The organism is Streptomyces sp. NPDC021224, from assembly GCF_044332905.1.
In the GTDB taxonomy this organism is placed as follows: domain Bacteria; phylum Actinomycetota; class Actinomycetes; order Streptomycetales; family Streptomycetaceae; genus Actinacidiphila.
In genome coordinates, this window is the sequence record NZ_JBIRPW010000002.1 from 642,935 (window position 1) to 655,906 (window position 12,972).

General features: G+C 73.4%; 11 protein-coding genes. 8 read left to right on the forward strand and 3 right to left on the reverse strand.

Going from position 1 to position 12,972, the window contains the following annotated elements; all coding sequences use genetic code 11:
* The first annotated feature begins 18 nt into the window (after positions 1-18).
* The 5 genes from ACH4PY_RS08085 (at position 19) to ACH4PY_RS08105 (ending at position 5,895) form a co-directional block, all read left to right on the forward strand.
* A complete protein-coding gene (locus ACH4PY_RS08085) occupies positions 19-1,827 on the forward strand; it encodes a glycoside hydrolase family 6 protein (RefSeq protein WP_398177221.1) in 1,809 nt (602 codons plus the stop codon).
* Between the two features lie 257 nt (positions 1,828-2,084).
* Positions 2,085-3,260, forward strand: coding sequence for a serine hydrolase domain-containing protein (locus ACH4PY_RS08090; RefSeq protein ID WP_398177224.1), 1,176 nt, complete (start codon positions 2,085-2,087; stop codon positions 3,258-3,260).
* Between the two features lie 4 nt (positions 3,261-3,264).
* Positions 3,265-4,071: an SDR family NAD(P)-dependent oxidoreductase gene (locus ACH4PY_RS08095; RefSeq protein ID WP_398177227.1), complete on the forward strand. Its 807-nt coding sequence runs from the start codon at positions 3,265-3,267 to the stop codon at positions 4,069-4,071.
* Positions 4,072-4,174: 103 nt separating this feature from the next.
* Positions 4,175-4,591: a pyridoxamine 5'-phosphate oxidase family protein gene (locus tag ACH4PY_RS08100; RefSeq protein ID WP_398177230.1), complete on the forward strand. Its 417-nt coding sequence runs from the start codon at positions 4,175-4,177 to the stop codon at positions 4,589-4,591.
* A 188-nt stretch (positions 4,592-4,779) separates the two neighbouring features.
* Positions 4,780-5,895 carry an NAD(P)/FAD-dependent oxidoreductase gene (locus ACH4PY_RS08105; RefSeq protein WP_398177232.1) on the forward strand — a complete coding sequence of 372 codons (1,116 nt, stop codon included), beginning with the start codon at positions 4,780-4,782 and terminating at the stop codon, positions 5,893-5,895.
* Between the two features lie 24 nt (positions 5,896-5,919).
* Here ACH4PY_RS08105 and ACH4PY_RS08110 read toward each other — a convergent pair whose 3' ends face one another.
* From ACH4PY_RS08110 to ACH4PY_RS08120, 3 genes are all read right to left on the reverse strand, one after another.
* Positions 5,920-6,366 carry a MarR family winged helix-turn-helix transcriptional regulator gene (locus ACH4PY_RS08110; protein WP_398177635.1) on the reverse strand — a complete coding sequence of 149 codons (447 nt, stop codon included), beginning with the start codon at positions 6,364-6,366 and terminating at the stop codon, positions 5,920-5,922.
* A gap of 267 nt (positions 6,367-6,633) precedes the next feature.
* Positions 6,634-8,295, reverse strand: coding sequence for a penicillin-binding transpeptidase domain-containing protein (locus ACH4PY_RS08115; protein ID WP_398177234.1), 1,662 nt, complete (start codon positions 8,293-8,295; stop codon positions 6,634-6,636).
* A gap of 210 nt (positions 8,296-8,505) precedes the next feature.
* A complete protein-coding gene (locus ACH4PY_RS08120) occupies positions 8,506-10,227 on the reverse strand; it encodes a dolichyl-phosphate-mannose--protein mannosyltransferase (protein ID WP_398177638.1) in 1,722 nt (573 codons plus the stop codon).
* A 192-nt stretch (positions 10,228-10,419) separates the two neighbouring features.
* Between ACH4PY_RS08120 and rsmI the strand changes: the two genes are divergently transcribed.
* The 3 genes from rsmI (at position 10,420) to ACH4PY_RS08135 (ending at position 12,881) form a co-directional block, all read left to right on the forward strand.
* Positions 10,420-11,283, forward strand: coding sequence for a 16S rRNA (cytidine(1402)-2'-O)-methyltransferase (gene rsmI / locus ACH4PY_RS08125; protein ID WP_398177237.1), 864 nt, complete (start codon positions 10,420-10,422; stop codon positions 11,281-11,283).
* Between the two features lie 330 nt (positions 11,284-11,613).
* Positions 11,614-11,955 carry a hypothetical protein gene (locus ACH4PY_RS08130; RefSeq protein ID WP_398177240.1) on the forward strand — a complete coding sequence of 114 codons (342 nt, stop codon included), beginning with the start codon at positions 11,614-11,616 and terminating at the stop codon, positions 11,953-11,955.
* Between the two features lie 47 nt (positions 11,956-12,002).
* A complete protein-coding gene (locus ACH4PY_RS08135) occupies positions 12,003-12,881 on the forward strand; it encodes a TatD family hydrolase (protein ID WP_398177242.1) in 879 nt (292 codons plus the stop codon).
* The last annotated feature ends 91 nt before the right edge of the window (positions 12,882-12,972 follow it).

The window sequence follows — 12,972 nt, forward strand, 5'->3', positions numbered from 1 at the left end:
TATGGAGGTTGTTCGCACATGGCAGTCCCGATTGTCCGACGCAGAACCGCGGCCATTGCCGCGGGTCTGATGGTCATTGCCTCCGGCGGTATCGCCGCCGCCCTGAACGCGCCGTCCGCGGCGGCCGCCACGGCCGGTTGCTCGGTCGACTACAGCCTCAACGACTGGGGCAGCGGCTTCACCGCGTCGGTGACCGTCACCAACACCGGCCCCGCGGTGACCAGCTGGAATCTCGGCTGGACCTTCGCCGGCAACCAGAAGGTCACCTCCGGCTGGAACGCCACCATCACCCAGTCGGGTGCGGCCGTCAGCGCCGCGAGCCTGTCGTACAACGGGGCGATCGCGACCGGCGGGACGACGAACTTCGGCTTCCAGGGCACCTACAGCGGTACCAATGCCAAGCCGACCTCGTTCACCCTGAACGGCGTCACCTGTGGTGGCACCGGTGGCACCAACGGCGGTTCGACGGGCGGCACCACGCCTCCCACCACCCCGCCGACGACCCCGCCGACCACGCCTCCCACCACGCCTCCCACCACGCCTCCCACCACCCCGCCGACCACGCCTCCGCCCGGTCAGAAGGTGGACAACCCCTACGTCGGGGCCAAGGGCTACGTCAACTCGGAGTGGTCCGCCCTTGCGGCCGGGGACGGCGGCCAGGCCATCGCGAAGCAGTCGACCGCGGTCTGGCTCGACCGGATCGCCGCGATCAACGGCGTCAACGGCGGCATGGGCCTGAAGGCGCACCTGGACGCGGCCGTCCAGCAGGCTGCCGGCCAGCCGCTCACGATCGAGCTCGTGATCTACGACCTGCCGGGCCGCGACTGCTCCGCGCTCGCCTCCAACGGTGAGCTCGGCCCGACGGACATCGGCAAGTACCAGACCGACTACATCGACCCGATCACCGCGATCGAGGGCAACTCCGCGTACGCGAACCTGCGCATCGTCAACATCATCGAGCCCGACTCGCTGCCGAACCTCGTCACCAACGCGGGCGGCACCGCCGGTTCGACGGACGCCTGCGCGACCATGAAGGCGAACGGCAACTACGAGAAGGGCGTCAGCTACGCCCTGTCGAAGCTGGGCGCCCTCGGCAACACCTACAACTACATCGACGCCGGCCACCACGCCTGGCTGGGCTGGGACAGCAACCTCGGCCCGTCCGCCCAGGAGTTCTACAAGGTCGCGACGAGCAACGGCGCCAGCCTGTCCGACGTCCAGGGCTTCATCACCAACACGGCGAACTACAGCGCCACCGTGGAGCCCAACTTCAAGGTGACGGACAACGTCAACGGCACCACCGTGCGTCAGTCGAAGTGGGTCGACTGGAACAACTACGTGGACGAGCAGTCGTACGCGCTCGGCCTGCGCAACCAGCTGATCTCCGACGGCTTCCCGTCCAGCATCGGCATGCTGATCGACACCGGCCGCAACGGCTGGGGCGGCACCGCCCGTCCCACCGGTCCGGGCGCGACGACCAGCGTGGACACCTACGTCGACGGTGGCCGCATCGACCGCCGCATCCACGCCGGCAACTGGTGCAACCAGTCCGGCGCGGGCATCGGAGCGCGGCCGACGGCCGCTCCCGCGAGCAACATCGACGCCTACGTGTGGGTCAAGCCGCCGGGTGAGTCCGACGGTGCGAGCTCTGCCATCAGCAACGACGAGGGCAAGGGCTTCGACCAGATGTGCGACCCGACCTACGGCGGCAACGCGCGCAACGGCAACAACCCGACGGGTGCTCTGCCGAACTCCCCGCTGGCGGGCCACTGGTTCTCGGCCCAGTTCCACCAGCTGATCGCCAACGCATACCCGCCGCTCTCGTAAGCGACAGCAGCCGATAGCGGATCCCCCCACCGGGCCCGTAACGGGGCCGCCTCCGGGTCACCAGACCCGGACCGCGGTCCCGGTACGGGCCCGCCGCCGTTGCCGGACACGACCTGACCGCCGTGCCTCCAGGCCCCTCCCCGCGTCCCCCCGCGGCCGGTTGTCGTACCCCTCGTGCACCATGGAGGGGACGCGACAGCAGCAGCGGACAAGCCGCCCCACCGGCGGCGGAGGGCCCGGCGGAGAGGAGGCGGCCGATGGACGGCATCGAGGTGCACGGGGTGGTCGAGCCCGGCTACGAGCCGGTACGCGCCGCCTTCGCGGGCAATTTCGCCCGGCGCGGCGACCGCGGGGCGGCGGTCTCGGTCTACCGGCACGGGCGCCGCGTCGTCGACCTGTGGGGCGGCACGGCCTCCCCGGAGGGCGGCGCGCCGTGGCGCGAGGAGACGGCGCAGACGGTGCGGTCGGCGACCAAGGGCGTGGCCGCGGCCTGCCTGCTGCTGCTCCACCAGCGCGGCCAGCTCGACCTGGACGCGCCCGTGGGCGCCTACTGGCCGGAGTTCAAGGCGCGCGGCAAGGAGCGGGTGACGGTGCGGGACGTGCTGGCGCACCGGGCCGCGGTGCCCGCGCTGGACGAGCCGCTGACCCCGCAGCAGGCGCTCGACGGGACGTCGGGGCCGCGCGCGGTGGCCGCCCAGCAGCCGCTCTTCGCGCCCGGCAGGGAACACGGCTACCACGCGCAGACCTTCAGCTGGCTCACCGGCGAGCTGGTGCTGCGCGCCTCGGGGCGGACGATCGGCCGCTTCACCGCCGAGGAGATAGCGCGGCCGCTGGGTCTGGACCTGTGGATAGGACTGCCGGACGACCGGACGGGCCAGGTCGGCACGATCGCCGACATCGCGGCACCAGAACCGGCGGTGTCCGGGGTGCTGCGCAGCCGGCCCAAGCGCTCCGTGCACGACGCGTACGCCGACGCCGGCTCGCTCACCCGGCGGGCCTTCGCCGCGATCACACCGCTGCCGGACGAGAACGACCCGGCCTACCGCGCCGGGGAACTCGCCGCCTCCGGCGGCATCGCCACCGCCCGGTCGCTCGCCCGCTTCTACGCGGCGCTGGTGGGCGAGGTGGACGGTGGGCCCCGGCTGTTCGCGCCGGCGACGGTGACGGCGGCGAGGACCCCGGAATCGGAGGGGCCCGACCGGGTGCTGGTCGTCAACACCCTCTTCGGGCTCGGCTACATGCTGCACGGCCCGGCCGCCCCCCTGCTCGGCCCCGGCTCCTTCGGCCACCCGGGCCGCGGCGGCAGCCTGGCCTTCGCCGACCCGGACACCGGCACGGGCTTCGGCTACGTCACCAACGGCATGCAGCGCAACGTCACCGCCGACCCCCGCGCACAGGCTCTGGTCAGGGCGCTCAGGGAGTGCATACGCTGACCGCATGGGCGGACGCTTCGAGTCGTACGGTGTGATCGTCACGGGCGGTGCGCGCGGCATCGGGGAGGCCACGGCGCGGCGCTTCGCCGCCGAGGGCGCGGGGGTGCTGATCGCCGACATCGACGCGGAGGCCGCCGAGGCGACCGCGGCCGCCGTTCGCGCGGCGGGCGGCAGGGCCGAGGCCTGCGGCTGCGACGTGGCCGACCGCGAGGCCGTGGACGCGGCGGTGGCCCGCGCGGTCGACGTCTTCGGGACGCTGGACGTGCTCGTCAACAACGCCTACCGGTGCGCCGAGCACCCGGGTGCCTTCGAGGACGAGGACGACGAGGACTGGCGGCTCGACCTCGACATCACGCTCGTCGGCGCGATGCGCTGCACCCGCGCGGCGCTGCCGCACCTGGCCGCGGCGCCCGGCCGGCGCGGCGCGGTGGTCAACATCGGCTCGGTCAACGGCCTCGCCTACTTCGGCAACCACTCCTACAGCGCCGCCAAGGCGGGGCTGATGTCACTGACCCGCACGCTGGCGGTGCAGCCAGCGCCCCGCGGCGTCCGCGTCAACCTCGTCGCGCCGGGCACCGTGCGCACCCCGGCCTGGGCGGGCCGCGAGTCGGCGGTCGACGCCGCGGCGGCCCTCTACCCGCTGGGCAGGGTCGGCGAACCCGCGGACATCGCGGGCGCGGTCACCTTCCTCGCCTCGTCGGACGCGGCCTGGATCACCGGCGTGACGCTGCCGGTCGACGGCGGCATCCTCATCAGCAACCCCGGCTTCACGGCGGCGGTCGGGGCCGCCGAGGCGGGCGACGCGCCGTAGCCGCCGGGGGAGTCCCGCGGGGCCGTGGCGCAGGTGCAGGGACAGCGGTGCAGGGCGAAGGTCCGGGTGGTGCGGGCGGTGCCGGGCCGCCGAGGATGCCGGCGTGACGACTCCGCCGTTCGACGTCGACCTCTTTCTCCGCGCGCCGCTCACCGCCCGGGTGGCGACCGGCGGGCCGACCGTGCGGCCGGGGTGGTTCCCGTGGGAGGAGGCCGCCTCCCGGGCGCTTCTCTCGGCCGACGACGCGGCCCCACCGGCGGGTCGCGGCCGGACCGCGGCGGACCTGCGGATCGCCCTCGTGGTGGACGCGTGCGACATCGCGACCGGTCTCGTGCGCCGGGCCGTCGCCCACGGGCGGGTCGAACGGGTGTCCTTCGGCATGCCGCGCAGGCTCGTACGGCGATCCGGCCGACCACGGCACGGTGTGGCCGCGTACGGCGCCGGCGTCGCTGACCGCGTGCGACCTCAGGTGCGTGCCCGCCGGTGCCGGGACTGGCGCATGACCGTTCGGGGGCGCTGACCTCGCGGTGACCCCGCGCCCGGCGCGCGCGTTGGACGGGCGGCCGGTCCTCACGCGCGGACATCTGGCGGCGATTGTTTCGCGGATCCGGGAAGAGGCAGCGGCCTTGTACGGTTGTCATTCGTAATACGAACTAATATCGTTCGTGGTACGAATGAAGATCGCCTATCGATTATGGGGTACGGAACATGAGCAGCACCGTGGTGGTCGTCGGCGGCGGGTACGGCGGGTCCAGCGTCGCCAAGGCGCTGGACGCGGAGGACGGGGTGGACGTCGTCCTGGTCGAGCCGAGGGACGCATTCGTGCACGCGGCCGGTTCGCTCCGGGCGCTGGTGAAGCCGGAGTGGGCCGGGAACATCTTCTTCCCGTACGACGGGCTGCTGGCGCGCGGACGGGTGGTGAGGGATCGCGTGGCGGCTATCGATAGCGATGCTCGCGGTGTCACCCTCGCCGGTGGCGGGCGGATCGCCGCGGACTACGTCGTGCTGGCCACCGGGTCGGACTACCCGTTCCCGGCGAAGAGCGACAGCGACGTCTCCGCCGAGGCGCTGGACCGGTTGCGGGCGGCGCACAAGGAGCTGTCGGCGGCCGGGCGTGTGCTGATCACCGGCGCGGGGCCGGTCGGGCTGGAGCTGGCGGGGGAGATCGCCGCGGTGTGGCCCGGCAAGCGCGTCACCCTGCTCGACCCGGCCGATGAGATCATGCCGGCCTTCGCGCCCGAACTGCGCGCCGAACTGCACCGCCAGCTCGCCGCCCTGGGCGTGGAACTGCGGCTCGGCGCCGCGCTCGCCGCGCAGCCGCCGACGCCCGCCGGGCGGGCGGGCGCGTTCGCGGTGGCGACCACCGCGGGGGACACGGTCGAGGCGGACATCTGGTTCCGCTGCCACGGGGTGCGGGTGAACGGCGGTTACCTCGCCGGCAGTCTGGACGCAGACGCGCTGAGCGAGCGCGGGCAGGTGCGGGTGACCGCCACCCTCCAGGTGCGCGGCCATGAGCGGCTGTACGCGCTCGGCGACCTCACCGACCTGGCCGAGGCCAAGATGGCGGGCTACGCGATGAAGCACGCCGCGGTCGTGGCGGCGAACGTCGCCGCGCAGGTGCGCGGTGAGCGGCCCGCCGCGACGTACACGCCCTCCCCGGTGCCGTCGGTGCTGCTGCCGCTCGGGCCGGACGGCGGGGTCGGGCAGGTGCCCGCCGAGGAGCCCGGCACCCCGCCCACGCTGCTGCCCGCCTCGGCGGTCGCCGCGTACAAGGGCGCCGACCTGTTCACCGGGCGCTTCGCCGAGCTGTTCGGCACCGCCTGAGGCGCACCGCCGGGGCCGCTGCCGTCAGCGGTGCGAGGCCGCCTCGTGGTCGAGGAAGACCACCGGCACCTGGTTGTCCGTCACGACGCGGCCCAGCAGCGCGGCCATGGTGTCGCGGTCGGCGGGCGGCAGGCCCTGGGGGAGGAGTTCGACGCGGCGGCACGTCTCGGCGTAGAAGGCGTCGACCAGCGTCGTTCCCTCGCCGGTGAGGGCGACGCGTACCGCCCGCCCGTCCTCCGGGTCGGGTTCGCGGCGCACCAGGCCGCGCTGGGCGGTGCGGTCGACCAGGCCGGTCAGGCTCGACTTGGCCAGGCCCAGCGTCTCCCCGAGGTCGGCCATCCCGCGCGGCTGAGGCATCAGCACGCACAGCAACTGGCCCTGCTGGCTGGTGATGCCGTACTCCCGGGCCGTCTCGGCGTAGACGGCGTTGACGAGGAAGGCGGCGCGCACCAGCGCGGTCGCGATGCTCATGTGTCCGCCGTCGTCCCTGCCCATGGCGTTCAGGGTACTTCGGCCGCGGCCGCCGCGGCGGGGCGTTGTCAGACCCTCCGCCTAGTGTGGGCGCAGACGACGGGGGGTCGGGACGGGCGGCGTGCGTACGCGTGCGCCTGCCCGTCCGTTGCCGCCGCCGGCGGGCCCCGCCCCGGGAGGGGGATGGCGGGTCCCGCCGGCCGCGGGTGGTGGTCCGGCGGGAGTGCGGTCCGGCGGGAGTGCGGTCCGGCGGGCGGCCGGGAGCGGTCAGGAGGCGGCTTTGAGCACGCTCGCGACGATCGGCCCCGCCGAGGCGTTGCCGTGGCCGCCGCCCAGGACGACGCCGGCGGCGGCGACATGGCCGGCGTAGGCGGTGAACCAGCCGTCGGCCTGGCCCTCGTTCTCCTCCGCCGAGCCGGTCTTGGCGCCGTACGGACTGGCGACGCCGTGCAGCAGGCCCGCCGCCGTGCCGTGGTCGGCGGTCTCCTTCATCATCTGCTTCAGCCCCTGCTGCACGTAGCCGGGCAGCCGGGTGGTGGGGATGGTGGTGCGGTTCTCGATCAGGCTCTTGTCCTGGAGGATCGTCGGCTGCAGGAACTTCCCGTTGACCACGGTGGCGGAGACCGACGCCATGTTCAGGGTGTTCACCAGCACCTGCCCCTGGCCGATCATCTCCGAGGTGAACTCGTCGCCCGTGCCACCCGGGATGCTGCCGTCCTCGGTGCCGGTGCCGACGTACCACGGCTCCGCCTTGCCGCCGATGCCGAAGTACTTCCTCCCGACGTCGGACAGACCGTCGGGCTGTTCGAGGTTCGGGGAGAGCCGGATGAAGCCGGTGTTGCAGGACTGGGCGAAGTCCCAGGCCAGGTCGGCGTTGAGGTTGTCCCGGGTGACGTTGTGGTATTGCTTGCCGCCCACCACGTTGTAGCCGTCCACGCACCGAGCGGGCGAGCTCGGCCCGATGCCGTTCGGGTAGGCCTTCGAGTGCGGGGCCAGCATCAGCGCCGTGGCCGTCACGATCTTGAAGGTCGAGCCGGGCGCCTTGAGGGCCAGTGCGTAGTTCTCGCCGCCGGGCGGGTTGGTGGCCATCGCCAGGATGTCGCCGGTCCGGGTGTCGAGGGCGGTGACGCCCGCGTTGGTCGCGGACGCGACGGCCTTGTCCGCCGCCGCCTGGAGGGTGGCGTCCAGGGTGGTCTTCAGCCGGGCGTTCTTGCCGGGCTTGACCACCAGCAGGGTCTTGACGGTGTCCTGGTGGGCGTCGGCGATGTACGTCTCGATGCCCGGTGTGCCGCCCGAGCCGCTGTAGCGCTTGCGCAGGTCGGTGAAGACGTCGGTCAGGCCCGGGTACTTGTCGGCGGTCATGACCTTGCCGTGGCGGTCCACCAGGTCCAGCTGCGGCGAGGTCGCCTGGCCGGTGATTATCGATTGGTTCGCCTGGACGCCGGGCACCAGCACGTCGGGTGTCCACTTCACGACCGGCTGGCCGCTCAGGTTGCGGTCGACCGTCAGCTGGGAGCTGTAGTCCCACTCCTTCGGCGGCAGGTTCGCGTACGTGACGGTCGCCTTCACCGTGAAGGGCACGGTCGTCCCGTTCAGCGGCTGCGGGGTCGCGGTGACCTTGCTGACCTTCGCGTCCTGGATCAGCGACGTCATCGCCGCCGTCGACGTCTGCAGCGAGTCCGTGAGGATCGCGGCCTTCTTCACGTCGCCCGCCGACCAGGCAGCGAGGAACGCCGCGGCCGTCTTGGTGATGTCGGCCGGTGCGACCGGTGCGGCCGTGTCCGCGACCGTACGGTCCTTGCTGCTGCCGCCGCCCTTGTCGCCGTTCAGCCCGTCGTAGATGTTGTAGGCGCCGTATCCGGCGACGCTCAGCATGACGACCAGGACCGTTCCCAGGATCCCGGCCTTCGCTCCAGGAGCCAGTGGCATCCCGAATCCCCCTCCCCACCCCTGAACGCGTTCAAATGATCGCGTTCTCAGCGCACTTTACGTGACGGGTGTGACGGGACAGGTCTCGAATGCAACACGGCTTCGTCCCCGAACGGTCGCCTCCGCCTGTGAGTCTCGCCGCCCCCGCCCCGCGGCCCTCCGCGCCGGTGGACTTCCGCCCGCGCCCCCCCGCCCGCGACCTTCCGCCGGTCAGACCCAGGAGTCGAACCACATCCGGGACTGCCAGCCGGTATAGGGGATGGTCATACCTGTGTAGATCGGGAAGAAATAGATGAAGTTCCAGATGATGAGCAGCACCAGGGTGCCGGCGCCCACCGCGCCCCACATCCGGCGGCTCTCCGAGGAGCCGGGCGGGCCGAGGAAGGCGCCCACCATCATCGCGACCGCCAGGCACAGGTAGGGGACGAACGACACCGCGTAGAAGTAGAAGATCGTCCGGTCCTGGTAGTGCAGCCACGGCAGCAGGCCCGCTCCCGCCGCGCACAGGATCGCGCCCGCGCGCCAGTCGCGGCGCATCACCCAGCGGTAGAGCAGGTAGAGCAGCGCGAAGCACGCCGACCACCACAGCAGCGGGGTGCCCAGCGCCAGGATCTCCTTCGAGCAGCCGCCCGTCGCGTGGCAGCCCTGCTCGCCGTACTTCGGCGACTCGAAGTAGTACGACACCGGCCGCCCCAGCACCAGCCAGCTCCACGGGTTGGACTGGTACGGGTGCGGCGTGTGCAGCGTGACGTTGAACTGGTAGACCTCGTACTCGTAGTGCCACAGGCTGCGCAGAGGTGCCGGGATCCACGACCAGGTGCCGCCCCGGTGGTCGGCCCAGTGCCGGTTGTAGGCGCTGTCGGACATGAACCAGCCGGTCCAGGTCGCCAGGTACGTCAGCACCGCGACCGGGAACATCGTCAGCACCGACCAGCCGAAGTCCTTGCGCAGCACCGCCAGCCACGGGTTGCGGGCGCCCGCCAGGCGGCGCGAGCCGATGTCCCAGGCGAGCGTGAGCAGCGCGAAGAAGGCCAGGAAGTACAGGCCGTTCCACTTGCTCGCCGCCGCCAGGCCCAGGCACACCGCCGCGGCGATCCGCCACGGCCGCCAGCCCATGCCCTTGCGCCCGCCGACCTGCCGGTCCGGGCCCGCCCAGCCCTCCTCGTCGACCGGCAGCGCGCGCGCCAGCCGGGCCCGCGACCAGTCCCGGTCGACCAGCAGGCAGCCGAACGCCGCGAGCGCGAAGAACATGATCACCAGGTCGAGCAGCGCGATCCGGCTCATCACGAAGTGCAGCCCGTCCACCGCCATCAGCAGCCCGGCCAGGCAGCCCAGCGCGGTGGAGCGGAACAGGCGGCGGCCGATCCGGCACAGCATCAGCACCGACAGGGTGCCGAGCAGCGCCATCATGAAGCGCCAGCCGAAGGGGTTCATGCCGAACATCCACTCGCCGAGCGCGATCACCCACTTGCCGGCCGGTGGGTGGACGACGTAGCCGGGCGAGTCCGACAGCGGGATCGTCTGCGGGTGCGCCAGGATGTCGGTGTTGGCGATCTTGGCGTCCGGCCAGGTGCCCTCGTAGCCGAGCTTGAGCAGCGACCAGGAGTCCTTGGCGTAGTACGTCTCGTCGAAGACGACCTCGCGCGGGGTGCCCAGGTGCCAGAACCGCAGGCCGCCCGCGAGCACCGCCACCAGGATCGGCCCGAGCCAGCCGTTGGCCTTCGCCACCAGCCGGGCCCGCGCCGGGGCCAGGCCCAGCATCTGCCAGAACCGGGTCCCCGGCTCCGGGAAGGGCGGCACCAGCCGCTCCCGGGTGTCCGTACGCGGCCGCTCCGCATACCCGAACCTGCGCAGCCGCTGAGCCCACGGGCTCGGCTGCGCCTCGGCCGGAACATCCTCGGTGGCCCGGTCCTGCGTCGCGGTCTCACTCATCACCGGCCCATCGTAGGGAACGCCTCTGAAAATGTGATGAGGGTCGGCGCCCGGCGCCCCTGTTTGTCCGCAAACCCGGGGCCGTTCCGGGCCCCGCCGCCCCGCCGTACGACCGCGGTACGGCCCCGGTACGACTGCCGTACGGCCGCGGTACGGGCCGGGGGCCGCCGCGGGCGGTGCGAGACTGGGACGGTGACCACGCAAGCCGCAGGCGTCCTCGTACTGGCCGGAACCCCCATCGGCGACCCCGCCGACGCGCCGCCCCGGCTCGGCACGGAGCTGGCCGGCGCCGACGTGATCGCCGCCGAGGACACCCGGCGGCTGCGCCGGCTCACCGCGGCGCTCGGCATCGAGCCGGCCGGGCGGATCGTCTCCTACTTCGAGGGCAACGAGGCGGGGCGCACCCCCGAACTGGTCGAGGCGCTGGCCGGCGGGGCGCGGGTGGTGCTCGTCACGGACGCCGGCATGCCGTCCGTCTCCGACCCCGGCTACCGGCTCGTCGCCGCGTGCGTCGAGCACGGCATCACCGTCACCGCCGTCCCCGGGCCCTCCGCCGTCCTCACCGCGCTCGCCGTCTCCGGGCTGCCCGTCGACCGCTTCTGCTTCGAGGGCTTCCTGCCCCGCAAGGCCGGTGAACGCCTCGCCCGGCTCCGCGAGGTCGCCGCGGACCGCCGCACGCTCGTCTACTTCGAGGCGACGCACCGCATCGACGACACCCTCGCCGCGATGGCCGAGGTCTTCGGCGCCGAGCGGCGCGCGGCGGTCTGCCGCGAGCTCACCAAGACGTACGAGGAGGTGCGGCGCGGGCCGCTCGCCGAGCTCGCCCGCTGGGCCGCGCAGGACGGGGTACGCGGGGAGATCACGGTCGTGGTCGAGGGCGCGCCGGCCGCGGCGCCCGCGGACCTCGGACCGGAGGAGCTGGCGCGGCTCGTCGCCGCGCGGGAGGCGGCGGGGGAGGGCCGCAAGCCCGCGATTGCGGCGGTGGCCGCGGAGGTGGGGGTTCCGAAGCGGGACGTCTTCGACGCGGTGGTGGCCGCGAAGCACGCTGCTTCCTGAGCTTGCCGCTTCTTGAGCTCGCCGCTCGGGGGTGCTCTTGCGCTGGGCGGGCGCCCTGGGCTGCGCGCTGCCCCGCGCGGCAGGCGCGCCCCGAAACACGGTGCCCCACATCGCGCGCGCCGCCCCCCGCCGGGGTGGCCCGCGGAAAACGCGGGCCCGCGCCGCGCGCGCCGCCTCACCCGGAGTGGGCCCCGGGAAACGCGCCCCCCGCGCCGCAGTGCGCGGCGCCCGCCCGGGGGCCGGGTTGCTGTGGGTTCGGGGGCGAGGTTCGCTGGAAGGGGAGGCGGGCGGGTGGGCCGGCCCGGAGGGCGGTGAGTGGAGGAGTGGGTGATGAGCGGCACAGTCGGGAGCGGCGCGCAGCCGCGGGTGCGGGAGGCGTACTCGTTCGCGTGCCTGAACTGCGGGTACGGCTGGGAGCAGGCGTACGAGATCGAGCACCATGTGGACACCTTCGGCCGCGAGTACGTGACGTACCTCGCCGACGGCACCTCTGTGCCGTCGCCGCTCACCAGCCCGGCGTGCGGGAACTGCGGCGGGGAGCACGTGCGGATCATGCGCTCGGGGCGGGTCGCCGGTGTGGAGGCCGTCGAGCCGTGGCACCTGGCCCGGGAGCACCGCCCGCACCACTGGTCCGCCCTGCGCTTCCTGCACCGCCACCGTGAGACGGCCTGACCGCCCGCGCTGCCCGGCTGTCGTAGCCCGTCCCTAGGATCACGGGTATGGCAGACAGGAGCAGCAGGGCCGGCACGGACCGGGACCGGGATCGCACACCTCCGCCGGCGCCCGCGCCGCTGCGGGTGGCGGTGGCCGATTCGCACACGCATCTCGACATGCAGTCCGGCACGGTCGCCGAGGCGGTGGCGCAGGCCGCGGCGGTGGGTGTGGACACGCTGGTGCAGGTGGGGTGCGATCTGCCGGGGTCGCGCTGGGCGGCGGAGACGGCGGCGGCCTGGGAGCGCATCTGGGCGTCGGTGGCGCTGCATCCGAACGAGGCGCCGCGGGTCGTGGCGCGGCCGGAGGAGGGCGGGCGGGCCGGGCTGGAAGCGGAGATCGACGCGATCGACGCGCTGGCCGCGCTGCCGCAGGTCCTCGGCGTGGGCGAGACGGGCCTGGACTACTTCCGCACCGGGCCGGAGGGCGTGGCCGACCAGCAGCACTCCTTCCGCCGGCACATCGAGATCGCCAAGCGCCGCGGCAAGGCGCTGGTCATCCACGACCGGGACGCGCACGCGGACGTGCTGCGCATCCTGGCGGAGGAGGGCGCGCCCGAGCGGGTGGTCTTCCACTGCTACTCCGGGGACGCGGAGATGGCGAAGGTGTGCGCCGAGCACGGCTACTACATGTCCTTCGCCGGGACGGTCAGCTACAAGTCCGCGCAGAACCTGCGGGACGCGGTGGCCGTGGCGCCGCGCGAGCTGCTGCTGGTCGAGACGGACGCGCCGTTCCTGCCGCCGGTGCCGCACCGCGGGCAGCCCAACGCGCCCTACCTCATCCCGCTGACGCTGCGCGCGATGGCCGCGGCCCGCGGTGACGACGAGGACGTGCTGGCGGCCGCGGTCGCCGCCAACACCGCCCGGGCCTTCGGCTACCCGCGCTGACGGCGCCCACCGGGCGGACCCGGGCGCGGACTCGGGCAGGGACCCCGGGCGCGTACCGGATGCGTCCCGGACGGGCGCAACACGCGGTGCC